The organism is Umezawaea sp., from assembly GCF_036375055.1.
Lineage (GTDB): Bacteria > Actinomycetota > Actinomycetes > Mycobacteriales > Pseudonocardiaceae > Umezawaea.
In genome coordinates, this window is the sequence record NZ_DASUSQ010000017.1 from 58834 (window position 1) to 85583 (window position 26750).

At 74.7% G+C, this 26750-nt stretch carries 27 protein-coding genes; 15 read left to right on the plus strand and 12 right to left on the minus strand.

Annotated elements, in window-relative coordinates:
• Positions 1-58 precede the first annotated feature (58 nt).
• On the plus strand, positions 59-1057 hold the full coding sequence (locus VFZ92_RS05995) for an aldo/keto reductase (protein WP_330874773.1): 999 nt from the start codon (positions 59-61) through the stop codon (positions 1055-1057).
• Complete coding sequence (locus VFZ92_RS06000) at positions 1042-1248, plus strand: hypothetical protein (RefSeq protein ID WP_330874774.1); 207 nt, start codon at positions 1042-1044, stop codon at positions 1246-1248. Before VFZ92_RS05995 ends, VFZ92_RS06000 begins: the two co-directional genes overlap by 16 nt.
• Positions 1249-1251: 3 nt before the next feature.
• On the opposite strand, the gene VFZ92_RS06005 is transcribed toward VFZ92_RS06000, so the two are convergent.
• From VFZ92_RS06005 to VFZ92_RS06015, 3 genes are read right to left on the minus strand one after another with little or no spacing between them, the layout of a single operon-like run.
• Positions 1252-2436 (minus strand): hypothetical protein, encoded by a 1185-nt coding sequence (locus tag VFZ92_RS06005; protein WP_330874775.1) that lies wholly within the window; start codon positions 2434-2436, stop codon positions 1252-1254.
• 20 nt (positions 2437-2456) lie between these two features.
• Positions 2457-3692, minus strand: coding sequence for an FAD-binding protein (locus VFZ92_RS06010; protein WP_330874776.1), 1236 nt, complete (start codon positions 3690-3692; stop codon positions 2457-2459).
• Positions 3692-5401 (minus strand): alpha-glucosidase, encoded by a 1710-nt coding sequence (locus VFZ92_RS06015; RefSeq protein WP_330874777.1) that lies wholly within the window; start codon positions 5399-5401, stop codon positions 3692-3694. Before VFZ92_RS06015 ends, VFZ92_RS06010 begins: the two co-directional genes overlap by 1 nt.
• Before the next feature lie 156 nt (positions 5402-5557).
• Between VFZ92_RS06015 and VFZ92_RS06020 the strand changes: the two genes are divergently transcribed.
• The 3 genes from VFZ92_RS06020 (at position 5558) to VFZ92_RS42410 (ending at position 8275) form a co-directional block, all read left to right on the plus strand.
• Positions 5558-6430: a hypothetical protein gene (locus VFZ92_RS06020; RefSeq protein WP_330874778.1), complete on the plus strand. Its 873-nt coding sequence runs from the start codon at positions 5558-5560 to the stop codon at positions 6428-6430.
• 137 nt (positions 6431-6567) lie between these two features.
• Positions 6568-7686, plus strand: coding sequence for an NAD(P)/FAD-dependent oxidoreductase (locus VFZ92_RS06025; protein WP_330874779.1), 1119 nt, complete (start codon positions 6568-6570; stop codon positions 7684-7686).
• Between the two features lie 67 nt (positions 7687-7753).
• Entirely contained in the window at positions 7754-8275 is a 522-nt protein-coding gene (locus VFZ92_RS42410) for a hypothetical protein (protein ID WP_414719828.1), read from the plus strand.
• 84 nt (positions 8276-8359) lie between these two features.
• On the opposite strand, the gene VFZ92_RS06035 is transcribed toward VFZ92_RS42410, so the two are convergent.
• Positions 8360-8950: a TetR/AcrR family transcriptional regulator gene (locus VFZ92_RS06035; RefSeq protein WP_330874780.1), complete on the minus strand. Its 591-nt coding sequence runs from the start codon at positions 8948-8950 to the stop codon at positions 8360-8362.
• A gap of 45 nt (positions 8951-8995) precedes the next feature.
• On the opposite strand from VFZ92_RS06035, the gene VFZ92_RS06040 reads away from it, so the two are divergent.
• A complete protein-coding gene (locus VFZ92_RS06040; protein ID WP_330874781.1) occupies positions 8996-9745 on the plus strand; it encodes an NADPH-dependent F420 reductase in 750 nt (249 codons plus the stop codon).
• A 167-nt stretch (positions 9746-9912) separates the two neighbouring features.
• Here the strand turns inward: VFZ92_RS06040 and VFZ92_RS06045 are convergent, their stop codons facing one another.
• On the minus strand, positions 9913-10251 hold the full coding sequence (locus VFZ92_RS06045; RefSeq protein WP_330874782.1) for a putative quinol monooxygenase: 339 nt from the start codon (positions 10249-10251) through the stop codon (positions 9913-9915).
• Positions 10252-10268: 17 nt separating this feature from the next.
• On the minus strand, positions 10269-11678 hold the full coding sequence (locus tag VFZ92_RS06050) for an FAD-dependent monooxygenase (protein WP_330874783.1): 1410 nt from the start codon (positions 11676-11678) through the stop codon (positions 10269-10271).
• Positions 11679-11765: 87 nt separating this feature from the next.
• On the opposite strand from VFZ92_RS06050, the gene VFZ92_RS06055 reads away from it, so the two are divergent.
• From VFZ92_RS06055 to VFZ92_RS06065, 3 genes are all read left to right on the plus strand, one after another.
• A complete protein-coding gene (locus tag VFZ92_RS06055; RefSeq protein WP_330874784.1) occupies positions 11766-12347 on the plus strand; it encodes a TetR/AcrR family transcriptional regulator in 582 nt (193 codons plus the stop codon).
• 263 nt (positions 12348-12610) lie between these two features.
• Positions 12611-13717, plus strand: a complete 1107-nt coding sequence (locus VFZ92_RS06060; RefSeq protein WP_330874785.1) for a PTS mannitol transporter subunit IICB — start codon at positions 12611-12613, stop codon at positions 13715-13717.
• 31 nt (positions 13718-13748) lie between these two features.
• Positions 13749-14507, plus strand: coding sequence for a DUF742 domain-containing protein (locus tag VFZ92_RS06065; RefSeq protein WP_330874786.1), 759 nt, complete (start codon positions 13749-13751; stop codon positions 14505-14507).
• 47 nt (positions 14508-14554) lie between these two features.
• Here the strand turns inward: VFZ92_RS06065 and VFZ92_RS06070 are convergent, their stop codons facing one another.
• From VFZ92_RS06070 to VFZ92_RS06080, 3 genes are all read right to left on the minus strand, one after another.
• Positions 14555-16405, minus strand: a complete 1851-nt coding sequence (locus VFZ92_RS06070; protein ID WP_330874787.1) for a glycoside hydrolase family 5 protein — start codon at positions 16403-16405, stop codon at positions 14555-14557.
• 54 nt (positions 16406-16459) lie between these two features.
• Positions 16460-16648 (minus strand): hypothetical protein, encoded by a 189-nt coding sequence (locus tag VFZ92_RS06075; protein ID WP_330874788.1) that lies wholly within the window; start codon positions 16646-16648, stop codon positions 16460-16462.
• 108 nt (positions 16649-16756) lie between these two features.
• The gene (locus VFZ92_RS06080; RefSeq protein WP_330874789.1) at positions 16757-19783 is read right to left on the minus strand and encodes a BTAD domain-containing putative transcriptional regulator; all 3027 of its coding nucleotides are present in this window, start codon (positions 19781-19783) and stop codon (positions 16757-16759) included.
• Between the two features lie 139 nt (positions 19784-19922).
• Here VFZ92_RS06080 and VFZ92_RS06085 point away from each other — a divergent pair, with 139 nt between their 5' ends.
• Entirely contained in the window at positions 19923-20801 is an 879-nt protein-coding gene (locus tag VFZ92_RS06085; RefSeq protein WP_330874790.1) for an alpha/beta hydrolase, read from the plus strand.
• Positions 20802-20805: 4 nt separating this feature from the next.
• Here the strand turns inward: VFZ92_RS06085 and VFZ92_RS06090 are convergent, their stop codons facing one another.
• The 3 genes from VFZ92_RS06090 to VFZ92_RS06100 are packed head-to-tail and all read right to left on the minus strand — an operon-like array spanning position 20806 to position 22422.
• Complete coding sequence (locus VFZ92_RS06090) at positions 20806-21300, minus strand: hemerythrin domain-containing protein (protein ID WP_330874791.1); 495 nt, start codon at positions 21298-21300, stop codon at positions 20806-20808.
• 29 nt (positions 21301-21329) lie between these two features.
• Positions 21330-22259, minus strand: coding sequence for a helix-turn-helix domain-containing protein (locus VFZ92_RS06095; RefSeq protein ID WP_330874792.1), 930 nt, complete (start codon positions 22257-22259; stop codon positions 21330-21332).
• Positions 22234-22422, minus strand: a complete 189-nt coding sequence (locus VFZ92_RS06100) for a hypothetical protein (protein WP_330874793.1) — start codon at positions 22420-22422, stop codon at positions 22234-22236. The genes VFZ92_RS06095 and VFZ92_RS06100 overlap by 26 nt, the downstream gene beginning before the upstream one ends.
• Positions 22423-22545: 123 nt before the next feature.
• Here VFZ92_RS06100 and VFZ92_RS06105 point away from each other — a divergent pair, with 123 nt between their 5' ends.
• The 5 genes from VFZ92_RS06105 to VFZ92_RS06125 all read left to right on the plus strand — a co-directional run bounded on the left by VFZ92_RS06105 (position 22546) and on the right by VFZ92_RS06125 (position 26749).
• The gene (locus VFZ92_RS06105; RefSeq protein WP_330874794.1) at positions 22546-23121 is read left to right on the plus strand and encodes an XRE family transcriptional regulator; all 576 of its coding nucleotides are present in this window, start codon (positions 22546-22548) and stop codon (positions 23119-23121) included.
• Between the two features lie 61 nt (positions 23122-23182).
• Positions 23183-24325, plus strand: coding sequence for an NAD(P)/FAD-dependent oxidoreductase (locus VFZ92_RS06110; protein WP_330874795.1), 1143 nt, complete (start codon positions 23183-23185; stop codon positions 24323-24325).
• On the plus strand, positions 24322-24579 hold the full coding sequence (locus VFZ92_RS06115; RefSeq protein WP_330874796.1) for a (2Fe-2S)-binding protein: 258 nt from the start codon (positions 24322-24324) through the stop codon (positions 24577-24579). Before VFZ92_RS06110 ends, VFZ92_RS06115 begins: the two co-directional genes overlap by 4 nt.
• Positions 24576-25844, plus strand: a complete 1269-nt coding sequence (locus tag VFZ92_RS06120; protein ID WP_330874797.1) for an FAD-dependent oxidoreductase — start codon at positions 24576-24578, stop codon at positions 25842-25844. Before VFZ92_RS06115 ends, VFZ92_RS06120 begins: the two co-directional genes overlap by 4 nt.
• Positions 25841-26749, plus strand: a complete 909-nt coding sequence (locus VFZ92_RS06125) for a dihydrodipicolinate synthase family protein (protein ID WP_330874798.1) — start codon at positions 25841-25843, stop codon at positions 26747-26749. The genes VFZ92_RS06120 and VFZ92_RS06125 overlap by 4 nt, the downstream gene beginning before the upstream one ends.
• Position 26750: the final 1 nt, after the last annotated feature.

Below are 26750 nucleotides of genomic sequence, written 5' to 3' on the forward strand. Positions count from 1 at the left end.
CGTGCCCGGGTTGGACGGGAGCTGGTGGGCCGTCGAGCACGGGCGCAGGGTGGGACCCATGCAGACACGAACTCTCGGTGCGCAGGGCCTGACCGTTTCCGCGTTGGGACTGGGCACGATGGGCATGACCATGGCCTACGGTCCCGGCGGTGACCGCGCCGACGGCATCGCCACGATCCGCCGCGCGCACGAGCTCGGCATCACCTTCATCGACACCGCCGAGCTGTACGGCATGGGCGAGGGCACCAGCGAGGCGCTCGTCGGCGAGGCCGTCGAGGGCTTCCGCGACGAGGTGGTGCTGGCGACCAAGTTCGGCTTCGACCTCAGCGACCCCGCCACCGTCGGCGCCGCGCTGAACAGCAGGCCCGAGCACATCCGCGAGGTGGCCGAGGAGAGCCTGCGGCTCCTGCGCACCGACCACATCGACGTGTTCTACCAGCACCGCGTCGACCCGGCCGTGCCGATCGAGGACGTCGCCGGAGCCGTCGGCGAGCTGGTGGCGGCGGGCAAGGTCCTCTACTTCGGGCTCTCCGAGGCCGGGCCGGAGACCATCCGCCGCGCGCACGCCACGCACCCCGTCTCGGTGCTCCAGACCGAGTACTCCGTCTTCGAGCGCGAGGTGGAGGACGAGGTCCTGCCGCTGGTGCGCGACCTCGGCATCGGCTTTGTGCCGTACTCGCCGCTCGGCCGCGGCTTCCTCACGTCGGCCGTGAAGCCGGGAGCGGAGTACCCCGAGGGCGACATGCGCCGCTTCGACGCCCGCTGGCAGGGCGACAACTACACGGCGAACGTCGCGGCCACGGCCCGCCTGACCGAACTCGCCGCGGCCAAGGGCGCCACGGTGACCCAGCTGGCGCTGGCGTGGCTGCTCGCCCAGGACGAGCACCTCGTGCCCATCCCCGGCACCCGCAGCACGACCAGGCTGGCCGAGAACGCCGCCGCCGTCGACCTGGTGCTCACGCCCGCCGACCTCGACCTGGTCCGCGAGATCCTGCCGCACGGCGCGTACGGCGACCGCTACCCGGCCTTCCTGCGCGACGCGTGGGCGAGCGCGTGAGCTTCGGCGCGACCACCGCGGCGGCCGGGGGAGTGGCGGGTGGCGACCTGTGTCCGGGACCCGTGGTCGACCGGGCAGGCGCGGAGACCGCCCGCGTCGCGGTCGACGTCACCGCCACCACGGGTCGCCGCGGTGCGCGGGTGGCGGCGCTCGACCTCGCCCCGGTCGACGCGTTCACGGCCGCGCGCTGAGGGTCAGTCCCGCGCCAGCTCGCGGAACACGCCGACCACGCGCCGGGCGACGGCCTCGACGTACGGGACGAACACGGCGGGGTCCGCGTAGTCGGTCATCGGGATCTCGACGTCGTCCGCCTCGAAGTGGTACCGCTGCCGGTAGGTCACGATGTCCGGGAACAGCATGTCGGCGAACTCCTCCACGCTCCACATCAGCCACGAGTGGCGGCGGGCCATGCCGTTGGCGATCTCGCTGCTCGTGGCGGTCGCGAACCGGTAGTCGCCCCGCCAGCCCGGCGTGAGCACCAGGCGGTCGTAGAGGTAGAGGTCGTACCACCAGTCGCCCTGCCACAGGTGGTCCACGGGGATGTCCGGCGGCCTGCTCAGCCGCTGGACGCCCGGCAGGCCCTTCCAGGAGAACTCGACCCACCAGCCGTCCAGGTGCACCGGGGGCTGGTCCTCGATCCGCTGGATGCCCGGCCTGCCCGCCTTGTCGAGCGCGGCGGTGGTCGCGTCGACCGCGTCGACCACCGTGCGCACGGCGGCCTCGCGGGCGCGCCGGTTGACGACCGACTCCCGCAGCCCCGCCCACCACTCGTCGACGTCGCCGACCAGCGCGACCACCTCCCCCGGCCACTCGGCGGGCGCTCCGCCGTCGGCCGCGAGCTGCCTCGGCGTCCGCCCGCCGGGCAGCACCTGGTCGGCGACGGCGTGCCTGCGCTGCCACGCCTGGAACCGGCCCTCGGCCAGCCGCCACGCCCGTGCGCGCCGCTCCCGCTCCTCCTCGGCCTCGCGGCGCCGGGTCTCCTCCTGCTCGGCGAGCCGGTCCTCGACGGCCTTCCGCACCGGCTGGTAGCGCGCGGTCGCCGCCGAGACCCTGTCCTCGAAGGACGTTCGGGCCTCCGCGAGCCGCGCCGCGGCCCACCGGCTCACCAGCGGCGTGCGCCGCCACCTCGCCGTCCGCGCGGCGACCCGGTCCAGCTCGGCCGCCGCCGCGGCGACCTCCTCGACGTACGCGGTCGCCGCGGCGGACCACCCGTCGGTCTCGGCCTCGGTCGCCTGCGGGTCGACCGGGTGCCCGGACGCGCCGTCGCCCAGGGCTTTCCGCACGGCGCCCGTGCGCCAGTCGTCCTCTTCGGGGAACCAGTAGACGGTGACCGGGACGGTGTGGGCGAGGTGGTGGCGCCACGACATCTTCGAGGCCATGCCTCGATGATGTCGGAAACTCAGCCGGGGAAGTAGTGGTCGACCACCTCGTTGCGGAACTTCCCCCCTGGGTCGAGGCCGTCGCGCAGCGCGGCGAACCGGGACCAGTGCTCGTACCGGTCGGCGGGAGCGGTCTCGTGCAGCTTCCCCCAGTGCGGCCGGACGGAGTACGGCGCCAGCGCCCGCTCGATCAGCGTCAGCACCGGGCGCACCGCGTGCGCGTCCGGCACCCAGGTGAAGTGGAACGCCGTGCTCGCCCTGCCCTGGAACGGGCTCAGCCAGTACGGGTCCGCGTCGACGGTGCGGATCTCCGACACCAGCAGCACCGGCGAGATCACCGGGCCCAGCTCCTTGAGCGCCCGCAGCGCTCCCTCCGTGTGCTCCCGCGCCACGGCGTACTCCGACTGGAGCTCGTCGCCCGCGCTCGGGGTGAACTCGGCGCGGAAGTGCGGCAGCCGCGCGTGCCACGGCCCCGGCTCGCCGTGCTGCCGGGTGCAGAACTCGGGCGAGGCACCGGGGATCGGGTGCCGCCCGCCGGTCGCCTCGCGCGCGCCCGTCCAGCCGAGGTCGGCAGGGGCGTCCGAGGTGCGGCGCTTCACCCACGGGGAGAACGACTCCCGCCAGTCGGTGAACACGCTGATGCTGTACGCCTGCGCGAACAGCTCCGCCGACCGCTCGGCGAGCACCTCGAACGGCAGGCCCTCGTGCACGCGCTGCTCCACCTCGAACGCGGGCACCACGTCGAGGTCGACGCTCGTGACGACCCCGAGCGACCCGAACGACACGACCGCCCCGTCGAAGCGGTCGTCGCCGCGCGCCAGCGTGGTGGTGCCCCCGTCCGCCGTGATCAGGTCCAGCGACCGGACCGCGCTCGCCAGCGACCCGTTGCGGTCGCCGGACCCGTGGGTCGCGGTGGCGACGGCGCCCGCGACGGTGATGTGCGGCAGCGACGGGAGGTTGTGCAGCGCCAGGCCCTCCGCGTCCAGCAGGGTCGCCACCTCGGCGAGCCGCAGGCCCGCCCCGACCCGCGCCGACCTCCGGTCCGCCGACACCTCCACCGAGGCGGGCAGGTCCCGCAGGGTGATCAGCGTCCCGGTGGTGTCCGCGATCCGGCTGAACGAGTGCCCCGCGCCCAGCACGTGCGCCTTCCCGGCGGTCGCCACGACCTCGCGCAACCGCTCGGCGGTCGTCGGCGCCTCCACGTGCTCGGCGGAGAAGACGACGTTGCCCGCCCAGTTCCTCGCCCCGGTCGTCATCACTGCCCTCCGGTCAGGTCGAGCACGAGCGCGGCCCACGGCTGGAGGGTCGCGCGGCCCGCGGTCAGCGAGTGCCCCGCGGTGTTGGTCAGGACGACGGCCGCGTCCGCCCACTCGGGGGCCAGGTCCACGGTCTGCTCGGTGCCGTGCAGGTTCGCCAGGACCAGGAGCCGGGTGTCGTCCAGCCGCCGTTCGTAGGCGTAGACGTGCGGGTGGTCGGCCAGCAGCATGGTGAAGTCGCCCAGCGCGACCACGGCGCGGGTGTGGCGCAGCTCGACGAGCCGCCGGTAGTGGTGGAACACCGAGTCGGGGTCGTCGTACTGCGCCGCCGCGTTGAGCCAGGTGTGGTTCGGGTTGACGGCGATCCACGGGGTGCCGCTGGTGAACCCGGCCGCGTGGCCCGCGGTCCACTGCACCGGGGTGCGGGCGTTGTCGCGGCCCATCGCGCGCAGCGCCGCCAGGACCGCCTCCGGGTCCTGGCCCGCCTCCACGGCGCGCTGGTGGTGGTTGAGCGACTCCACGTCGCGCAGGTCGTCCACGCCCGCGAACGGGGCGTTGGTCATCCCCAGCTCCTCGCCCTGGTAGACGTACGGCGTGCCCCGGTGCAGGTGCAGCACGGTGGCCAGCGCCGTCGCCGAGACGGGCGAGCCGTCGCCGAAGCGCGACACCACCCTGGGCTGGTCGTGGTTGTTCCAGTACAGGCTGTTCCACCCGGTCTCGCCGAGCGCGGTCTGCCAGCGGCCCAGCGACGCCTTGAGGTCGCGCAGGTCCAGCGGCTTGGGGTCGAACTTGCCGCCCGGCCCGTGGTCGAGCGAGACGTGCTCGAACTGGAACACCATGTCCACCTCGCCCCGCTCGGGATCGGTGAACAGGCGCGCGTCCTGCCACGTGACGCCGGGCATCTCGCCCACGGTCAGGAAGTCGCCGGTCCGGCCCGCGAACACCTCGCGGCGCATCTCCTGGAGGAACTCGTGCACGCGGGGGCCGGTCGCGAAGTGCGCGAAGCCGTTGCCGAGCCCGCCGGTGCCGGTCGTGGGCCCGTCGGGCAGCGCGGGGTCCTTGGAGATGAAGTTGATGACGTCCATCCGGAAGCCGTCGACGCCCCGGTCGAGCCACCACCGCATCATCTCGTGCACGGCCGCGCGCACCTCGGGGTTCTCCCAGTTGAGGTCCGGCTGCTTGCGGTCGAACAGGTGCAGGTAGTACTCGCCGGTGGTCTCGTCGAGCGTCCACGTCGGCCCGGAGAAGAACGACTCCCAGTTCGTCGGCTCGGCACCCGGCTCGCCCGCCGTGAAGCCCTCGCGCGCGGGCCGCCACCAGTACCAGTCGCGCTTCGGGTTGTCGGTGCTGGAGCGCGACTCCACGAACCACGGGTGCTCGTCGGAGGTGTGGTTGACGACCAGGTCCATGACCAGCCGCATCCCGCGCTCGTGGACCTCCGCCAGCAGCCGGTCGAAGTCCTCCAGCGTGCCGAAGACCGGGTCGACGGCCTGGTAGTCCGAGATGTCGTAGCCGTTGTCGGCCTGCGGCGAGAGGTAGATCGGCGACAGCCAGACCACGTCGACGCCGAGCCGCTGGAGGTGGTCCAACCGGGACGTGATGCCGACGAGGTCGCCGACCCCGTCACCCGTCGAGTCCGCGAAGCTGCGCGGGTAGACCTGGTAGACGACGGCGGACGTCCACCACGGGGCGGTTGGCCGGTCGGTCATCGGGCTCCTCTCGTCGGCCGCGCGGGTCGGCTCCCGCGCTCGGCCTCCATCCTGGCTTCCCGGTGGACCGTACGGGGTGGGGTGGATCAGCACCGGCCGCCCTCGCCCTATGTCGACTGACTCGACATGTCGAGTCCGTCGACATAGGGTGGCGGCATGGACGACGACCTCGAACCAGCACGCGTCGCGGCACTGGCCGCGCTCATCGGGTGGGCCGACCGGCGGGAACGCCTGTCGGCCGACCGCGCCGACCTCGTGGCGGCGGCGTGGCGCACCGGCACCCGGAACGTCGCCGAACTCGCCCGGCTGGCCCGCGTCTCCCGCGACACCGTCTACGCCGACCTCGCCGCCCGCGACGTCGCCGTCGGCGACCGCGCCGCGGACCGGGCCGGCCCGCTCGCGGGCCGGGGGTCGCCGCTGCGGGCCGACTCCGTGCGGGCGGTCGGGCAGGTGGCCGACGCCGTCACGCGGCCCGCGTTCGGCCACGACCCCGCCGACCCCGTCACCCGTGCCGCCCACGTGGCCTCGGGCGTGCTGGAGCTGGTCGCGGACGTGCTGGACCCGCCGACCGACCAGGGGCCGGGCTGGACCCGGCCGGAACTGCTGCGCGACCTGGCCGACCGGGGCGGCGACCTGACCCACCACGCCCTGCGCGCGCTGGCTGGCGCGGGGGAGCGGGAGCGGCTCGTGGCGGACGCCGACCTGCGCCGCCGCTCGGTCCTGCACTCGGGGCGGCACGCCGTCGCGGTCGGCGCCGTCGTGACCCTGACGACGCCGACCGGCGCGACGACCACCCTGGAGGTCGGTGCCGACGGCACCGGCTGGACCACCCTGGGCGGTCCGCTGCTGTCGGGTGACGTGGACGCGCTGGACCACCTGGAGGTCCGCGCCGCGCTGGACGTCCTGGCGCGGGTCGCCACCCGTCACCTCGCGGAGTCCGCGAAGACCGAGCGGCGCCGGGACGCCCTGCCGGGCGGTCCGCCGCCGCGGCAGCGCGTCACGCCGAGCAACGAGGACGACGCGCGGTAGGGCCCAGGGTGTGATGACGAACATGTTCGCTCCGTACTTGTTCGGAACGAACATGTTCGTTAGCTTCGTGGCAGGACGCCGGTCCACTCGGAGCCGCCTCACGGCACCGGGCGGCGATCGTGGACGGAGAACACGCCATGCACCACCGCACCACCATCGTCGGAGCGGGACTGAGCGGCCTCGTGCTGGCCCGGATCCTGCACGTGAACGGCGTCGAGGCGACCGTGCTCGACGCCGACGCCTCGCCCACCGCCCGCTCGCAGGGCGGGATGCTCGACGTGCACGAGGACTCCGGCCAGGTCGCCCTGCGCGCCGCGGGCCTGCACGAGGAGTTCCGCGCGGCCGTCCACCAGGGCGGCCAGGCGCTGCGCGTGCTGGACCGGCACGCCGTCGTGCACGTCGAGCACCCCGACGACGGCGACGGCGACCGCCCGGAGGTCCACCGCCGGACCCTGCGCGACATCCTGCTGGCCTCGGTCCCCGAGGTCCGCTGGGGCGCGAAGGTCACCGGCGCTGTCCCGCTGGGCGACGGCCGCCACGAGGTCGTGCTCGCCGACGGCACCACCCTCACCACCGACCTGCTCGTCGGCGCGGACGGCGCGTGGTCCAGGGTCCGCCCGCTCGTCTCCTCGGCCGTCCCCGCCTACACCGGCCTGTCGTTCGTGGAGGCCCGGCTGCACGACGCCGACGTCCGCCACCCCGCGAGCGCGGCCGTGGTCGGCGGCGGCTTCCTGTTCGCGCTGGGAGGGGGCAGGGGCGTGCTGGCCCACCGCGAACCGGACGGCGGCCTGCACGTCTACGGCGCGCTGAGGGTCCCGGCCGACTGGCTCGACCGGATCGACCCGCTCACGCTCACCCCCGACGTCCTGGCGGGCTTCGCCGACTGGGACGACAGCCTCCGCGCCCTGATCGCCGACACCGACGAACCCCTCGTGCCGCGCCAGGTGCACGCCCTCCCGATCGGCCACCGCTGGGACCGCGTCCCCGGCGTGACCCTCCTGGGCGACGCGGCCCACCTCATGTCCCCGTTCGCGGGCGAGGGGGCCAACCTGGCGATGGTCGACGGCGCCGACCTCGCCGCCGCGCTGCTCGCGCACCCCGACGACGTGGAGAAGGCGCTGGCGGTCTACGAGGACGCCCTGTTCCCGCGCGCCGAGGCGTCCGCGGCGATGTCCGCCGAGAGCCTGGAGGTGTGCTTCCGCTCGGACGCGCCGCAGGGGCTGGTGGACCGGTTCGCGGCGTTCGCCGGGCAGTAGCCACCGCCCGATCCCCGCCGCGGCAACGGGTTCCGCCCCCGCGCGGCACGCCATGGGCTCTGCGGCTGTGATCACCCCGGCGACGGGATTCGAGCTGCGGGTCGCGTTCAACGAGGCACTGGCCGAACAGGACTCGGGGCTGCGCCTCAGGTCGCCGGAGTCCGTCGTGGTCAGGGCCGGCGCCGCCGACGCACCGCGGATGACGTACCTGGCCCGCCGCGCGCTCGCCGACGCCAACCGGCTGCGCGGCCGGTGGGACGTCACCCACCGCCTGTTCCAGCACGACCGGCGTCCGCACCGGTTCACCTCGGGCGACGTGTCGGACCCGCTCCGCTGGTACGCCTGGCTGGTGGAGTGCGCGGTCGACTTCCCCGACACCGGCCTGCACGAGATCCGCGCGGCGCTGGACGACGTGGAACGCCGGTTCGCCGCCGTCGGGCAGAACCCGCACGAGGTCCACTCCGCGCGCCGGGTCGCCGCCGACCGCGGAGATGGTGTCCCGCACCCACTCCAGCGCGGCGACCCGGTCCAGCAGACCGGGGTTCGCGATCCCGTCGTCGAGGAACAGGAACCCCTCCGCGGCCGGTAGTTCACGGTCACGCGCACGACGCCGTCGCGGGCGAACGCCCCGACCGGTCCGCTCGTCCGCTGCTCCGTCGCCTCGTCGGGGTGGTCAGCTCCGCAGCGCCGCGAGCGCCGCGCGCAGCGTGGTGCGGAGGCGGGCCGTGGAGCCGGTCGCGGCCATGTGCATCGTGCTGCCCACGACGCCCGCGACGACCACCTGGGCCGTGGTGTCGGCGTCGAGGCCGGGCCGGACCTTGCCCGCGGCCTGCATGGCGCGGATCCCGTCGGCCAGCACGCGCTCCCAGCGGTCGAACACGTCGACCAGGACCGCCTGGACGCCGGGGTTGTCCGGGTCGAGCTGGCTGAGCAGCGTGGTGAGGTCGCAGCGGGAGCCCTGGGACTCGTAGTGCGCGCACATCGCCTCCGCCCACTCCTCCCACGCCCGCCAGGTCTTCGCCCCGCTGAGCCTGGCCTCCTGGTCGGCCAGGATCGTGTCGGCCTCGTACCGGGCGACGGCGAGCATCAGCGCCGACCTGCCCTCGGGGAAGTAGTGGAACAGCTGGCTGTTGCTCACCTTCGCGGACGCGCGGACGCACTCCAGGCTCGTCTGCGCCACGCCGCGGTCGCGCGCGACCGCGGCGGCGTGCTCGACGATGCGGCTCCGGGTGGCGAGGCCCTTGGTGGTCAGTTCGCGGGGCATGGGCGGAGCCTATCAAGATTTCTGGATTGCACGAGCCAGAAATTCATGGATAGTGGACCGTGTGAGCCAGAAACGGCGCACACCACGAGGAGTGAGGGAACAGCGATGTCGACGGTGGGACTGATCGGTGCGGGCAAAATCGGCACGACCGTGGCGAGGTTGGCGGTGGCGGCGGGGCACGACGTGGTGCTGAGCAACTCGCGCGGACCGGAGACGCTCGCCGACCTGGTCGCCGAACTGGGGCCGAGGGCGCGCGCGGCCACGCCCGCCGAGGCGGCGGACGCCGGTGACGTGGTGGTGGTGACGGTGCCGCTGAAAGCCTACCGGGACGTGCCGGTGGAGCCGTTGGCGGGCAAGGTCGTGATCGACACGAACAACTACTACCCCGAGCGGGACGGGGTGATCGCGGAGCTGGAGGACGGGTCGGCCACCACGAGCGGGCTGCTCCAGGCCCACCTGCCGGGCTCGAAGGTCGTCAAGGTGTTCAACAGCATCTACTACCGCCACCTCGCCGACCTGCCCCGGCCGTCGGGCGCGCCCGACCGCAGCACCCTGCCGATCGCGGGCGACGACGCGGACGCCAAGGCGCGGGTCGCGGCGCTGCTGGACGACCTGGGCTACGACGCGCACGACGCGGGCACCCTCGCGGAGAGCTGGCGGTTCGAGAACGGGGCGCCCGCGTACTGCGTGATCTACTCCGCGCCCGGCACGGAGGTCGACGAACTGGGCGTGCCGGGCGCCCAGCCCGCCGACGCCGAGGCCGTCACGGCCGCGCTGGCCAAGGCGCACCGCTAGCGGGCAGGCCGGACGCGCGGCTGGGGCCGGGTCGGGCAAGGCCCGGCGCTGGGCGTGCGGACGGTCCGGCCGGGCCCGGCGCTGGACGTGTGGATCGTCGGGCCGGGCCGGGCCGGGCCTGGCGCTGGCCTTGCGGACTGCCGGGCTGGGCCTGGCGGGACCCGGCGCTAGTCCGTGGTCGACCGCGCCGGGACGGGGAGCAGGTCGAGCGGTTCCCAGCCCTCGCCCGGCACCGTCGTCCTGATCACCACCGGGGTGTCGACGAGCGCCCGCGGCCACTCCCGCTGGATCTTCGGGATCAGCGGCGACCGCAGGTGCTCCTCGACGCCGCTCTCCCGGTGCCCCTCCATCAGGTAGAACACGGTCGGGTCGTCCACGTCGCGGGACCAGCGGAACCACGCGTTGCCGTCCTCGGCCCTGGTGGCACTGGTGAACTCCGCCACCAGGGCCGGCCAGCGGTCCGTCCACTCCGGACGGACGGTGAAGCGGATCGTGATGACGAGCACGAGGAGCCCTCCCCTGGTCAGGTGGTCCAGCGGTCGAGCGCGGCGCGCCAGCCGTCGGTGCGGGTGTCGCCCGCCCAGGCGACGTAGCCGTCGGGCCTGACGAGCAGGCCGGGGCCGCCGTCGACGCGGCGCTCGACGCGGACGGGACCGTCGGCCGCCGGGGCGTCGTTCTCCAGCACCAGCACGAACCCGCCGCCGCGCAACGCCTCGAACAGCCGGCAGGCGGCCAGCGGCACGTCCGGCGCGCGCGTGCCGACGAGCCTGTGGTCGCCGGGCCCGCGACCGTAGGCGATGCCGACACCGGAGAACATCCCGGCGGCCTTGCGGGCGACCTTGTCCCGACCGAGCAGGAACGGCAGCACGTAGCGGCGCAGGGTGCGGCCGAGCCGGGAGCGCACGGTCATCAGCCGGATCGTGGCGCCGCTGCTGCGCAGCACCAGCTTCCCGACCGGGTGCCGCTCGTCGTGGTAGGTGTCGAGGATCGCGGGGTCGGCGCCGCCGAGGACGGCCGCGAGCTTCCAGCCGAGGTTGAACGCGTCCTGGATGCCGGTGTTCATGCCCTGCCCGCCCGCGGGGGAGTGCACGTGGGCGGCGTCGCCCGCCAGGAACACGCGGCCCGTGCGGTAGGCCTCGACCTGGCGCTCGTCGCTCTGGAACTGCGAGAGCCACCGGACCTCGCCCATGCCGTGGTCGGTGCCCATGGCGCGCCGCAGCACGTCGCGCACCATCGCCTCGTCCCCCCGGAACGCGTCGTCGTCCTCGTTGCGGCGGTCCCAGACGATGACGCGGAACCAGCCGTCGCCGAACGGCGCGAGGAACGCGAAGCAGTCCTCGGCGGCGTTCACCGCGACGGTGGTGTCCGGCGGCTCGGCCAGGTGCACGTCGGCGAGCACGATCGACGTCAGCAGCACCTCACCGGGGAACGGCTGCCCGACCAGGTGGCGGACCGTGCTGCGCACGCCGTCGGCGCCGACGACGTAGGACGCCTTCCACTCGCGCTCGCCGTCGGGCGTGGTGGCCCGCACGACCACGCCGTCGTCCTGCTGCGTCAGCCGGGTGGCCGTCGCGCCGCGCACGACGTTCGCGCCGAGGCCGACCGCCCGCTCCTCCAGCAGGGTGTCCACGTTCACCTGCGGTGTGACCAGCAGGAACGGGAACGGCGAGGCCAACGTGGTCAGGTTGACCTCGGCGCCGCGCCACAGCGCGAGGCCGGGCGAGGCGGTGCCGGTGCTCCGCAGTTCGCCCGCGAGCCCCCTGGTGTCCATGACCTCCAACGTCCGCGCGTGCACGCCGAACGCGCGGCTCAGCGGGGACGGTGCCCCGTGCTTGTCGAGCACCAGCACCGAGCGGCCTGCCATCGCGACTTCGCCCGCGACCGTGCAGCCCGTGGGACCCGCCCCGACGACCAGGACATCGACGGTGTCCATCACCCCTCCTTCAAGTCAACGGCTGTTGACTTCCACGGTGGCAGGGTCGGCGAGTTAAGTCAATGACTGTTGACTTATCCTGGGCTCATGCCCGAACCCCGCCGCCTGCCCGAACCCCGCCGCCGCTCCGCCCCCGCGACCCGTGCCGCGATCCTCGACGCGGCGCGCGCCCGGTTCGGCGCCGACGGGTTCGACCGCGTGACCGTTCGCGAGATCGCGGCCGACGTCGGTGTCGACCCGGCGATGGTGATCCGCTACTTCGGCTCGAAGGACGCGCTGTTCACCGAGGCCGCGGAGTTCGACCTGGAACTGCCCGACCTGACCGGCGTCGCGCCGGAGGACCTCGCGGACGCGCTGGTGCCGCGGTTCTTCGCCGTGTGGGAGGACAGCGCCGGGTTCCTCTCGCTGCTGCGCGCGGCGACGACGAGCAAGGTCGCGGCCGACAAGATGCTGGAGCTGTTCACCCGCCAGGTGTCCCCGGCGCTGGCCGCCGCCGCGGTCGACCGCCCCGCGGAACGGGCGGCGCTCGTCGGCACCCAGATCCTGGGACTGGCCCTGTCGCGCTACGTCCTGCGGGTGCCCCCGCTGGTGGCGATGAGCCACGACGAGCTGCGGGCGTGGATCGCTCCGGTGCTCACCCGCTACCTCACGGGCCCGGCGGCGGGCTGAGCGGACCGCGGTCCGGTCTGGACACCCCTATATGTGGCTGTGCGCCCCTGTAAACGGTCCCCGAACTGGATTGTCAACCCCTGTGGTCCATGTGTTCGCTATCCAATTTTTCCCACCGTGGAACGATTTTCCGGAAAGTCATCTCGGGCGCGCAACATTCCGCGATCTCCGATTGACCGTGCTCGACCCACGGCGCTAGATTCGCCCGCGATGCCTGAGCCGGCCGCATCCCTGACCAGCGCCGAGGGAAGTGCGTGAAACCGATGATCAACGAAGATCAGCCCGCGAAGAGGCCGACCAGGATCACCGTGCAGCGGCTCGGGGGTCACCTGGCGAGCATCGTCATGCCGAACATCGGCGCATTCATCGCGTGGGGACTCATCACCGCGTTGTTCATTCCGGGCGGGTGGCTGCCGAACCCGACCTTCGCGCAGTTGGTCGACCCGATGGTGAAGGTCCTGCTGCCCGTCCTGATCGGCTACACCGGCGGCAAGCTGGTGCACGGGCAGCGCGGCGGCGTGGTCGGCTCGATCGCCACCATGGGCGTGGTCGTCGGCACCGAGAACCCGATGTTCTTCGGCGCCATGATCATGGGACCGCTGGCCGCGCTGTGCATCAAGGTGTTCGACCGGTACGTCGGCGGCCGGGTGTCCTCCGGCTTCAAGATGCTCGTCGACAACTTCAGCGCGGGCATCATCGGCGGCGCTCTCGCCCTCGTCAGCATGCTCAGCATCGGTCCCGCGGTCGAGGTCGCGACGAAGGCGCTGGGCAACGGCGTGCAGGTCGTGGTCGACGCCCACCTGCTGCCGCTGGTGGCGATCCTGATCGAGCCCGCGAAGGTCCTGTTCCTCAACAACGCCGTCAACCACGGCGTCCTCGCCCCGCTGGGCGTGCAGGACGCCGCCGCGCACGGCAAGGCGATCCACTTCCTGCTGGAGACCAACCCCGGCCCCGGCCTGGGCATCCTGCTGGCCTGCGCGCTCTTCGGCGACCGGATGGTGCGCGCCACGGCTCCCGGCGCGATGATCATCCACTTCATCGGCGGCATCCACGAGATCTACTTCCCGTACGTGCTGGCCGCTCCGCGCCTCGTGCTGGCCGCCATCGCGGGCGGCGCGGCGGGCGTGTTCGTGTTCACCCTGACCGGTGCGGGCCTGATCGCGACGCCGTCGCCCGGCAGCATCATCTCGCTCATGGCGGTCACGCCGAAGGGCGGTCACCTGAGCGTGGTCGCCGGTGTCGCCGCCGCGACCGTCGTCTCGTTCGTCGTGGCGGCGGTGCTGCTCAAGTTCGGCAGGGGCCGGGACGACCAGGTCGAGACCGGGGGCCTGGTCTCCACACCGGTTCCGCGCGCGGCGGCCACCCGGTGACGCCCCGAGCACCGAGCGGATCGGTCCGGCGATGAGCACGCACGGGCGGAAGAAGCGCGCCAGGGAACCGAAGTTCCACCCCCTCGCGTTCGGGGGCTGGCCGGACTACCAGCAGTGGGCGGACAACGACTTCCGCCCCTGCCCGGAACCGCCGTCCCAGCCCGAACCCGAGCCGGAACCGACCCCGCAGCCGCGGACCGAGCGGATCGCGACCACGATGTGGGCGGGCGTGCCCGTGGTCGAGCCCGCCGCACCCGAACCCGAGCCGGAACCGCTGTCACCACCGGGCTGGCAGGCGTTCGCGGAGGTGGAACCGGAACCCGACCCCGCGGTGTGGGAGGCGTTCACCGCCGTCGACATGCAGCCCGTGACACCCCGCCCGGTACCCGTCACGACCCGGCAGCAGGAGGGCGCGGACACCGCCGCGCAGTGGGCGGACGACGACCTGGTCGTGCGCCCGTACATCCGCACCCACGGCAGGGTCTCGCAGGGTTACGACCTGCGCCTGGAAACCCTGGTGTCGGTCACCGGGCTGCACGAGCGCGACCCGGTGAACCCCGCGTTCACCCAGGACATGCTCTCCATCTGCGACCTGTGCCGCGCGGCGCCGCAGTCGGTGGCCGAGGTGTCGTCCTACCTGGACGCGCCGGTGGGCGTCACGAGGGTCCTCATCGCCGACGCCGTCGAGGCGGGCCTGGTCACGGTCGAGCACGGCGCGGCCCTGGTCGACGCGCGGCCGAGCCGCGAGCTGCTGGAGCGGATCCGGGACGGCCTGCGCGACCTGGTCTGACCGCGACCCGCTCCGACCGCCACCCGCTCCGACCGCGCGGGCCGCCCCTACCGGCGGCAGAGCAGCGCGTCGGGCGTGCGCGCCGACCCGATGCGCCCGGTGTAGGCGACCCCGGCCACGTACTCCTCCGCCGAGCACTGCCCCTTGTACGCCCGGAGCGCGAACTCCCCGCCGGGCCCGCCCGAGGGCCGGTTGTCCCCGCGGTCGAACCACACCGTGCGCCCGGTGCGCCCCAGCGGGCCCGCCGCCCGCGCGCACAGCCCGGCGGAGAACGCGGCGCCGGTCACGCTGTACCCCACCAGGTAGTGGTCCGCGGGGCACTGCACCTTCGTGTACCCGGACGCCCAGTCGACGTCCACGAAGGACTCGTCCCGCACGGTCACGAGCGACGTGGGCGCCGCCCAGTCCCCGGTGCACAGCCCGCGGTTGCCGGTGTGCGCCAACCCGATCACCCGCTGGCCGTCCGGGCAGGCGCCCTTGCGCGCCCCGGGGTTCCAGTCGGGCCGCGCCCTGACCGCCCGCGACGGCTGGAAGTCGCCGTGGTCCAGGTTCAGCATCGACCACCGGGGGACCTGCGCGACCTGCCCGGTCCTCCCCGCCGCGCCGACCAGCCGGGACCACGCCGGGGCCCGCCAGTCGTCGCCGTCGAACACGCCCACCCGGTTGCCCGCGGCGTCCCAGTGCAGCAGCGCCCACCCGTTCCCGGTCCGGTTGGTGTGGAACCCGACCGCCGGCCAGTAGGCGAAGTCCGCGTCGGCCCGCACCAGCTCGTCGACGAAGTTCGAGAACCAGACCTTGGACCTGGCGTCGGTGTTCTCCCGCCCGCCGACGCCGAACTCGCTGATCCACACCGGCGCGGTGAAGTGCGCCCCCGTCTCCGCCGACACGTAGAACGCCTGGCGCCGCAGCACCTCCCGCAGCTCGTCGAGGGAGAGGTCCTGGTACCTCGGGTCGGTCGTCTCGCCGATCCCGGTGGCCCCGGAGTGGTTCGGCCCCGTGTAGCCGTAGAAGTGGGCGGAGTACACCAGCTTCCCGGAGTCGACCAGCGTGTGCGACAGCGTCCGCACCGGTTCCAGCGTCGGCCGCCCGTGCGGCAGGCCGTCGACCGGGATGCCGGTCCAGTTGATGCCCTCCACGATGATCAGCAGGTTCCGGTTGGCCTCCAGCTGGATCCGGTCGGCCACCTCCTGGCTGGCCCGCTGCCAGTCGCGGTCGTCCCCGGAACCCCAGTTCGGGTCGTCCCAGACGGAGCGCCGCACCTCGTTGTAGAGGTCCGCGCCGACCACCCGCTCGTTCCCCGCGTACCGGCGGGCCATGAACAGCCAGTCGTCCTGCCACTGCCGCGTGCTCTGCGCGGTGTTCCACCGCTCGTTGCCGTCGACGCCGCAGCACCACCGCGAGGTGGTCGTGTGGTTGTTGAGGATCACCGCGAAGCCGCGCGCGGTCAGCCGTTCCACGACGAAGTCGTAGACCTGCAACGGGGTCCTGCCGCGCAGGCCGGGGTTGGCCGCGACCGAGGCGTCCGGCAGCACGGCCGTGTCGTGGACCATCTGGTTCGAGAACGGCAGCCGGACGCTGTTGAGCCCCAGTTCGGCGAACCCGTCGATGATCGTGTCCACCGGCGCGCGGTCCAGCCCGAGCGGCACCTGGTCGGCCTTCTCGCCCGCGTGGTGGTTCGCCGGGTCGGCGATGTCGCCGGACCCGTTCCACGTCCCGCTCGCGCCGTGCCAGTTGCCCGACCTCAGCTTGAACCGGTCACCGCGGGCGTCGACCACGTACCGCCCGCGGGTGCTCAGCGGCCCGACCCAGTCCGGCTCCGCGGGCGCGGCGCTCGCGGACGGCACCAGCACCGTTCCGGCCACCACCACGACCGCCAGCGATACGCGAACAAGCTTCATGTCTGGACGGTAGCGGGGGAGGCCGCCCGGCGGCAGGGGCCGATCGGCGGATGCTCACACCGCGGCTCCCACGTCGGGAGGTTGGTGCCACTGCTGGGCGCGGTTCGGGAAGCGGCCCCGACGACGGGTGTGCGCGTGGGCGTCGGCGCAGGCGACGATGACGGCGCCCGCGATCACGGGGAGGGCCAGGGCCCCCTGGGCGGCGTCGACGCAGAGGACGGTGGTCCAGAAGAGGATTCTCATAGCGGCAGATTAGGATTTTCCGCGCCGTTCCGATCCCCTTTTGAGAAAGGCTTGAGGATTCTCGTGACCGGACACCACATTCGTGCGGGATTCGGCGGCTGAACACCGTTATCGCTTGCGCTCCAACGCTTCCCGTGCGGCGGCCGCCCAGTGGGGTGCTCCCGCTCGTTCGGCGACGAGGAGCGCGTGCCGGTAGTGGGTGGTGGCTTCCGCGTTCCGGCCGAGCGCCGTCGCGAGGTCGCCGAGGTGGTGGGCGACGGGCCCGAACGCGACGAGTCCGCTGCCCGCGCCTGCGATCTCGTCGGCGGCGGGGAGCAGGTCGGCGTGCACGCGCTCCAGCGTCGGCCGGTCCCCGGAGCGGAGGGCGGCCTGTGCGCGCAGGCACGTGCGGGCTTCGAGGAGCAGGTCGCGCGGTGAGTCCGGGACGTCCTGGTCGCCGGTCCACGGCCGGTACGGTCCCCAGTCCGCGTCCGCGGTCCGCACCCCGAGCCCGAGCAGCGCGAACGGCAGCAGACCGTCCTCAAGACCGGGCATCCCCGTGCCGGTCAGGCGGGAGGCGGCGGCGCGGTAGGCGGTGACGGCCTCGGCGGTCCGGCCGGTCACCGCCAGCCGGAGCGCGGCGTACCAGGCCGTGAACACCCCGACGACCGGGAGTTCGTGCCGGGCCGCGAGGTCGTCCGCCGCCGCCGCGTGCCGGTCGGCGGTCGCGAGGTCGCCCACGGCGGCGCTCGACTGGATCCCGATCAGGTGCGCCAGCACCTCGAACACGACCAGGCGGTGGGCGCGGGCCACCTCCAGGAGCTCCGCGCCGATCCGACCCCGCTCGGGGGCCAGCCCGGCGCGGTGGAACGTCTGGAGGAACCGCCCGTTGAGGGCGAACGCCAGCAGCGTCGGGTCGCCGAGGTCGCGGGCGAGGGCCTCGGCCTCCCGCGCCGCCCGGTCGCCCACGGGACCGGGGTCGGCGCGCCGCTCCACGGCGATGGTGACCAGCAGCCGGGCGCGGTCGCCGGTGCGGTCGGCGGGCAGCGCCGCCAGGGTCCGCTCCGCGGTCGCCACCAGGCGGGCCGACAGGGCCTCGTCGTCGTTGGCGGTCCAGATCGCGGGCACGTCGAACGAGCCGATCACCCCCGCGGTCAGCACCGGGTCGCCGAACGCCTCCGCCGCGCCGGTCGCCTCCGCGCGCAGCCCCCGCGCCTCCCGCAGGTCGCCGGTCACCGCCAGCGCCCGCACCAGACCCATCACGGCCTCCAGCCGCGCCCGGCCCGCCCCGGTGCGGGCCACGACCTCCCGCCACAGCCGGGCCGCCTCGTGCGGAGCGGACCGCTGTTCCGCCCGCTCGGCCGCGGCACGCGCGAAACCCGCGGTGCGGTCCGCGTCGGCCCGGCCCCCGGCGTGCAGCAGGTGGTGGGCGATCGTCTCCACGTCGTCCGGCCGCGTCCGCTCCACGACGTCGGCGACGGCCGCGTGCCACCGCGTCCGCCGGGCGCGGGTGCCGTCCTCGTACAGGGTCTCCCTGACGAGGGCGTGGGCGAACCGGGGGTGGTCGGAGCGCTCCACCAGGAACCCGGCGCGCACGGCGGACTCCACCGAGTCGAGCACCGCGTCCTCGTCGCCCGCGAGCGCGACCAGCACGTCCAGGTCCACCTCGTCGCCGAGGACGGCGGCCTGCCGCAGGTGCGTCCTGGTGGTCTCGGACAGCCCCGCGAGCCGGTGCCGGATGACGTCGCGGACCCCCGCGGGCACGGCGAGCAGCCCCGGATCGCCCTCGGCCTCCCACAGCCGCGTCAGCTCGCGGACGAAGAACGGGTTGCCCGCGCTCCTGGCGTGCACCAGCCGCACCCCGTCCGGTGACATCTCGCGCCGGGTGGTCGCCCTGACCACCTCGGCGACCTGCGGCCTGCTCAGACCGCCCAGGTAGACCCTGGTCGGCTCGACGCGGGCGGCGCGGCCCAGCGCGTCGGCGAGCGCCGGGGTGATGTCGGTCGAGCGGTAGGTGCCGACGACCAGCACCGGCCCGGTACCGGGGTCGGCGACCAGCGACGTCACCACCGCCAGGGTGTCCTCGTCGGCCCAGTGCAGGTCGTCGAACACCAGCAGCACCGGCTCGCGCGCCTCGAACGCGCCGCCGTCGGGCACGCCGAGCGCCGCGCGCATCCCGGTCCACGGCGCCGTCCCGCCGCGCAGTTCGGGGCACGTGCCCCACGCGGTGGTCCACCCGCGAACGGCCAGCCGGTCGGCCAGGGTCCTGACCAGCGCGGTCTTGCCCGCACCCGCCATGCCGGACACCAGCGCCAGCCGGGGCCGGGACGTGGTCGCGGCGGCGTCCTCCAGGTCGGCCAGCTCGGCCTCCCGGCCGACGAACGGGTGCTCGACCCGCGCTCGGGGCGTGAGGTGCGGGGCCTGGGCGAGGATGTCCGCCTCCAGCCGCCGCAGGCCCTCGCCGGGGTCGACGCCCAGTTCGGTGAGCAGCGCCTCGCGGGCCCGGCGCACCGTCGCCAGCGCGTCGCCCTGCCGTCCCGTCCGGTACAGCGCGAGCGCCAGCAGCCGTCGGCCGTCCTCGTGCAGCGGGTGCGCGGCGACGTGGGCCTCCAGGTCGGGCACCGACTCCGCGGCCAGGCCCAGCGCGAGCGCGGCCTCCGCCCTGCGGGCCACGGCCAGCAGCCGCACCTCGTCCAGCCGGGCGGCCTCGCCCCGTGCCCACGCCCGGTCGGCGAACTCCGCGTAGGCGGGCCCGCGCCACAGCCCCAGCGCGTCGTCCAGCAGCGCGAGCGCGGCTTCGGGCCGGGAGGCGGCGGCCTCGGTGACGGCGGCCTCGAACCGCAGGGCGTCCACCGCGTCCGGCTCGGCCCGCAGCGCGTAGCCGGGGGGAGCGGTGACCAGCAGGCGCGACGGCGTCCGGGGTGGACGGTCGGGCTCCAGCGCCTTGCGCAGCGCGCCGACGAACGTCTGCACCGCGCCGAGCGCCCCGTCCGGGGGCTCGTCCCACAGGTCGTCCACGAGCACCGCGGCGGGCACGGTCCGCCCCCTGGCGACCAGGAGCCGGGCCAGCACGGCCCGGTGCCTGGCCCCCCTGAGGTTCACCGGTCCCCGCTCGTCGGAGGCCTCCACCGGGCCCAGCACACCGAACCTCACCACCGGCACAACCTAGCGGCCGGGCCGCGGGGGCGCCGGGCCGAGCCGGTGCCGAGCCGGTGCTGATCCGGTGCTGATCCGGTGCTGATCGGCGTCCCGCAGAGTCGGTCCGGTACGCACCGAGCACAGGGAGAAGCACCACGTGGCACCGCAGATCACCGGGTTCGCCCAGCACCGCGTCACCGTCGCCGACGGCGTCTCGCTCACGGCCGCCGTCGGCGGCTCCGGCAGTCCCGTCGTGCTGCTGCACGGCTTCCCGCAGACCCACCTGATGTGGCGGCACGTCGCCGCCGACCTGGCCGCCGACCACACCGTCATCTGCCCCGACCTGCGCGGCTACGGCGCCAGCGACAAGCCCGCCGACCTGGACGGGCAGACCTACTCCAAGCGGACGATGGCCGCCGACGTCGTCGCGCTCGCCCGCGCGCTGGGCCACGACCGGTTCGCGCTCGCGGGCCACGACCGGGGCGCGCTGGTCGCCGTCCGCGCGGGCCTCGACCACCCGGACGCCATCACCCACCTGGCTTCCCTCGACGTCCTGCCCACCCTGGACACGTGGGACGTCCTGCACGGCACCTCGGCCGCCGTCGCCTTCCACCTGTACCTGATGGCCCAGCCGCCCGGCCTGCCGGAGGCGCTGATCGCGGGTGCCCCCGACGAGTTCTTCGGCTACTTCCTCGACCTCTGGGCCAACGACCCCGACGCGATCCCCGCCGACGTCCGCGCGGCCTACCTGGCGGCGTGCCGGGGGGCGATCCCGTCGATCGTCGCCGACTACCGCGCGTCCGCCGCCGTCGACGTCGAGCACGACGAGGCCGACCGCGCGGCAGGCAACCACCTGCGGATGCCCGTGGCGGTGCTCCAGCAGGACTGGGGCTCGGCGCTCGGCTTCGACGCCGCCGCCCGCTGGCGGCCGTGGGCTCCCGACCTGGACCACCGGACCGTGACGTGCGGGCACTTCATGGCCGAGGAAGCCCCCGGCGAGGTCGTGAAGGCGCTGCGCGACCTGCTCGCCAGGTAGGGGCTCAGTCCTCGTCGGACAGCAGGAAGTCGGGCCGCTCCGCCCGCCACGCCGGCAGGTCCATGCCGTTGAGCACGGTGATCAGCTTCTTCTCCTCGTAGGTGAAGTGCGTCTCCATGATCGCCGAGAGCCCGTCCAGCTCCGCCACCACCCGCGCCCTGTCGGCCGGGTCGGGTTCGTCCGGCAGGCCGGTCAGCAGCTTGTCCAGCGCGCCGAGGATCCAGTCGATCCGGTTGTGGTCGGTCCTGAGCTGGGTGATCACCGGGCGCAGCTCGGGGAACTCCTCGGCGATCTCCGGGAACGCGATCCGGTCCTCGCCGGTGTGGTGGCGGGTCAGGGCGGAGCAGAACGACAGGCAGTGGGCCCGCAGGTCGCGGGGGAGCAGCCCGTCGCCCGCGAAGTAGGCGTCGACGTCGTCGCGGAGGTCCTCCAGCTGTCCGCGCAGCCAGACGTGGACCTCGATCAGCTGGTTGCCGAACGCGGTGAGGCGGGTGTGCACGCGGAGTCCTCCGGGTCGTCGGGCGCGGCCTACTGGTCGAGCCGCTGGACCGCGCTGCCGCGCAGCTGCTCCCCGCACCCCGAGCACGAGTAGCGCGGGTGGAACGGGGCGCCGCACGCGGTGTGCCGGTAGGCCAGCGCGGGACCCTCCGGGGAGCGGAACCACCGCTGCGCCCACTCCATCGTGTGCACGGCGACGGGGAAGAACGCCAGCCCCTTCGGCGTGAGCCGGTAGCCGCCGTTCGCGGAGGCCGTCACGACGTCCAGCTCCGCGAACGTCCTCAGCCGGTCGGCGACCACCACGGGCGGCGCGGACAGGTGCCGCTCGAAGTCGCCGAACCGGCGCGCCCCCTGGAAGGCGGCGCCCAGCATCGCACACGACCACCGGTTCCCGACCAGCGCCGTGGTCTGGGGGAAGAAGCCGTCCTGGTGGCCGGGCGCGGCGGCGGAGCGGCGCCGGGTCGTGGCCGACGGCATCGACCGCGCCCACGTGCCGCTCGGCCCGAACCCGCCGACGAGGTCGCGCGGTCGGACCGGGGCCGCGCACCCGCCGCACACCAGCACCGGCTCGAAGGCGTGGCCGCGGTGGCCCATCCTCGGCAGCTCCTCCGCGTGCCGCTCCACGTGGGTCAGCTCCCACGACCAGATGCCGAGCAGGATCGGCCACACCCCCCGGCCGCGGCGGGTCAGCCGGTACTCGAAGCGCTCCGGCCGCTGGGAGTAGACGACCCGCTCCAGCAGCCCGAACTGCGTGAGCCGCCCCAGCCTGCCCGCGAGGACGGCGTGCGAGATCGGCATCGCGCGCATCCAGTCGCCGTAGAGACGCGTGCCCGACAGCGCGTGGCGCAGCACCAGCAGCGTCCACTCGTCGCCGAGGAGCCCGAGCGCCACGCCGATCGCGTTCTGCCCGCCGCGGGGCAGGGCGGTGACGTCGTCAGAGACCGAGGGCCGCAACGGCATCGTCCGCCTCCCGCCGGTTCGGCGGCCCCGCGCCCGCCGCCCACGTCGTGCGCGTCCCGCCGGACACCCGCTCGGGCGGGCGCCCCCGCCACGTTCCCGTCCGGTGGGGGCCGTCGTCGGCGGGCAGCGCGCCGAGCACGCGTCCGCGCGCTTCCCCGTCCACGGCAGCTCCTGGAGGTCGAGTCCTCCTGTACTACAACAGGCAGAGTGACGGGTCAACGGCGTCGGGTGGTCGGGCGCCCGCCATCACCCGTACGGTGCTCGCCTGCGAGGAGGAGGTCCCGAGGTGGTCAGGGAGCAAGCCGGTCAGGTGCTCGCGGCGAACCTGCGCGCGCTGCGCGACCGCGGCGGTCTGTCGCTGTCGGAACTGGCGCGCCGGTCGGGCATCGCCAAGGGCACGCTGTCCCAGCTCGAATCGGGGTCGGGCAATCCCACCATCGACACGGTGTTCAGTTTGTCGAACGCACTGGGGGTGCCGGTGTCCGACCTGCTGACCGCGCCCGCCGACTCGGAGGTCGTGCTGGTGCGCGCCGCCGACCTCGACGTGCTCTCCAGCAACGCCGTCGACCTCCGCATGGTCCGCAGGCTGACGCTCGGCGACACGGTCGTCGAGGTCTACGACCAGCGCGTCCGCCCCGGCCAGACCCAGTACTCGGCAGGCCACCCCGGTCGGGAGCACGTGCTGGTCACGTCGGGCTCGCTCCGGGTCGGCCCGGCGCACGCGCCCCACGAGCTGGGGCCGGGCGACTACGTGTGCTTCCCCGCGCGGGCGGCGCACACCTACGAGACCGTCGGAGGGCCGGTGGAGTCCGTGCTGCTGCTGGAGTACCCGGACGGCGTGCACGCCTCGCACGGGGATTGACCCCGGTCCTGCCCCGAGCCTAGGCTCGGATCGTTCACTTCAATGAACGATTGGAGTGCGAGTGCGGAACCCGGACGTGGTCGTGGTCGGCGCGGGCGTCATCGGCGCGGCGTGCGCCGAGGCGCTGAGCGCGGCCGGACTGCGGGTCACCGTCCTCGACCGCGGCCCGCTCGGCGCGGGCACGTCCGCCGCGGGCGAGGGCAACGTCCTGGTCTCCGACAAGGGGCCCGGCCCCGAACTCGACCTCGCGCTGGCGTCGCTGCGCCGCTGGCCCGACCTGCTCGCCGACCTCGGCGCGGACGTGGAGTGGGACGCCAAGGGCGGCCTGGTCGTCGCCACCGGGGCGGTCGAGCCGCTGCTGGACCTCGCCGCCGCCCAGCGGAGCGCGGGCGTGGACGCGCGGCCCCTCACCCCCGCCGAGGCGTTCGACCTCGAACCGCACCTCACCCGCGCCGTGGTCGCGGCCGTCCACTACCCGCAGGACGCGCAGGTCCAGCCCGTGCTCGTGACGAAGGCCCTGCTCGCGGCCGTCCGCCGCCGGGGAGGGGTGCTGCGGCCCGGCGTGCGGGCGCTCGGGGTCAGGCTGGCGCACGGCGCGGTCGCGGCCGTGCGGACCGCCGACGGCGACGTGCCGTGCGGCGCCGCGGTGATCGCCTGCGGACCGTGGTCCGGCGAGGTGTCGGCCGCGTTCGGCGCGCCGGTCAGCGTGCTGCCGCGCCGGGGCGTCGTCCTCGTGACGGCCGCGCTGCCGCCGGGCACCGTGCGGCACAAGGTGTACGACGCCGACTACGTGGGCGCGGTCGCGAGCGGCGACGCCGACCTCCAGGTCTCGACGGTGGTCGAGGCGACGGCGGGCGGCACCGTCCTGATCGGGTCGAGCCGCGAGCGGGTCGGCTTCGACGCGTCGCCGCGGGTCGAGGTGCCGCGCGCGCTCGCCCGCCGCGCGGTCGGGCTGTTCCCGGTGCTGCGGGACGTCCCCGTCCTGCGCTCCTACGGCGGGTTCCGCCCGTACGCGCCCGACCACCTGCCCGTCATCGGCGCCGACCCGCGCCGTCCCGGACTCTGGCACGCGACCGGCCACGAGGGCGCGGGCATCGGGCTCGCGGCGGCGACCGGGCGGCTGCTCGCCGAGCTGGTCACCGGCGCGGACCCGCACGTCGACCCACGACCGTTCCGAGTGGACAGACCGGGGGTGTGCGCATGAGGATCACCGTCGACGGCGAGCCGCACGACGTGCCGGAGGGGCGGACGATCGCCGCCGTCCTGATCGCCGCCGGGCGGTCGTCCTGGCGCACCACCAGGAACGGCGGCAGGCCGCGCGGGGTGTTCTGCGGCATCGGTGTGTGCTTCGACTGCCTGGTGGTGGTGAACGGCGTGCCGGACGTGCGGGCGTGCCAGCGGGTGCCCTCCGACGGCGACGCCGTGCGCACCCAGCACGGGGCGGAGCTGCCCGGATGAGGGTCGTCGTGGTGGGCGGCGGCCCCGCCGGGCTCGCCGCGGCCGGTGCCGCCGCGCGGGCGGGCGCTGCCGTCGTGCTGGTGGACGCCGAGCGGCACGCGGGCGGCCAGTACCACCGGGGCACCCCGCAGGCCGTCGACCAGGGGGTGCGCCACCTGGCCGAGAGCACCGCGTGGGCCGCGGAAGGCCTGCGGCTGCACGTGCGCCGCGGTCCGGCCGACAGTCCACACCGGACCGGCCGCGTGCTCGACGCCGACGCCGTCGTGCTGGCCACCGGCGCGCACGACCGCGTGGTCCCGTTCCCCGGCTGGGACCTGCCCGGCGTGTACACGGCGGGCGCGGCGCAGGCGCTGGCCAAGGAGCACGGCGTGGCGGTCGGCAGGCGGGTCGTCGTGTCGGGCACCGGGCCGTTCCTGCTGCCCGTGGCGGCCTCGCTGCTGCGGGTCGGCTCGGAGGTCACCGTGCTGGAGGCCAACGGGCCCGGCGGCTGGCTGCGGCACCCCCTGGCGGCGGCGGGCAAGCTGGGGGAGCTGGCCGGGTACGCGGCGCTGCTGCGCCGGGTGCGCACCAGGACCGCCGTGGTGGCCGCGCACGGCACCGACCGGGTCACCGGGGTGACCGTCGCCCGGCTCCGCCCGGACTGGTCCGTCCGCGACAGCACCAGGGTCGCCGTGGACGCGGTGTGCGTCGGCCACGGCTTCACCCCGCGCCTCGACCTCGCCGTCAGCCTGGGCTGCGCCCTGCGCGACGGGTTCGTGCGGGTCGACGCCGTCGGCGCGACGACCGTCCCCGGCGTGTACGCGGCGGGGGAGATCACCGGCATCGGTGGCGCCGCCCTCGCCGCCGCCGAGGGCGCCGTGGCGGGCGCGGCGGCGGCCGGTGCGCCGGAGCCGCCACCGGGCGCGCTGCGGGCCGTCCGGCGGGGGAGGGCGTTCGCCGCCGCGCTGGCCGCCGCGCACCCCCTCCCGTCCGGCCGCCACGGCTGGCTCACCCCGGACACGCTGGTGTGCCGGTGCGAGGAGGTCACCGCGCGCGCCCTGGACGCCGCGCTCGACCTCGGTGCCGCCGACGGCCGCACCCTCAAGCTCGTCAGCCGCGCCGGGCTCGGCTCCTGCCAGGGCCGGGTGTGCGGCCGGGAGGTCGCCGACCTGGCCGCCGCCCGGCTCGGGCACCCGCTGCCCGACGCCGACGCGTTCCACCGCAGACCCTTCGCCACGCCGCTGCGGCTGGGCGAACTGGCCCAGGACCCCGAGGAGGACCCGTGACCGAACGTCTCGACGGCGTGATCGTGGCGACCGCGCTGCCCTACGCCGAGGACCCGAGCGCGCCCGCGGGCCTGCGTCCGGACCTGGACCGCTACGCGGAGCACTGCCGGTGGGTGGTCGACAACGGCTGCCGCGGCGTCGGCCCGAACGGGTCGCTCGGCGAGTACTCCTCGCTCACCGACGCCGAGCGCCGGGAGGTCGTGCGCACCGCCGTGGCCGCGGTGGGAGCGGACGCGGTGGTCGTGGTCGGCGTGCACGGACCGGGGTCGCACCAGGCCCGCCACTGGGCGGAACTGGCCGCCGAGGACGGCGCGGACGGTGTGCTGTGCCTGCCACCGACGATGTACCGGGCCAACCCGCGCGAGGTCGTCGCCCACTTCACCGAGGTGGCCGCGGTCGGCCTGCCGGTGATGGTCTACAACAACCCGTTCGACACCAAGGTCGACCTCACCCCCGACCTGCTCGCCGAGATCGCCGCGATCGACGGCGTGGTGGCGGTCAAGGAGTTCTCCGGCGACGTGCGGCGGGTGCTGGAGATCCGCGAGCGCGCGCCGGGCCTGACCGTGGTCGCGGGCGCGGACGACGTGGTGCTGGAGTCGCTGCTGATGGGCGCGACGGGGTGGTTCGCCGGGTTCCCCAACGTCTTCCCGGCCGAGTCGGCGCGGCTCTACGAGCTGGCGCGCGCCGGGAGGGTCGAGGAGGCGCGGGCGCTGTACGAACCGCTGGTCGCGGCGTTCCGCTGGGACTCCCGCACGGAGTTCGTGCAGGCCATCAAGCGCGGGATGGACGCGGCCGGGCGCTTCGGCGGCCCGTGCAGGCCGCCGCGCGGACCGCTGTCCCAGGCCCAGCTGGACGTGCTCGACGCGGACCTGCGCCGGGCGTTCGACCACCTGCGGGAGGCGTGAC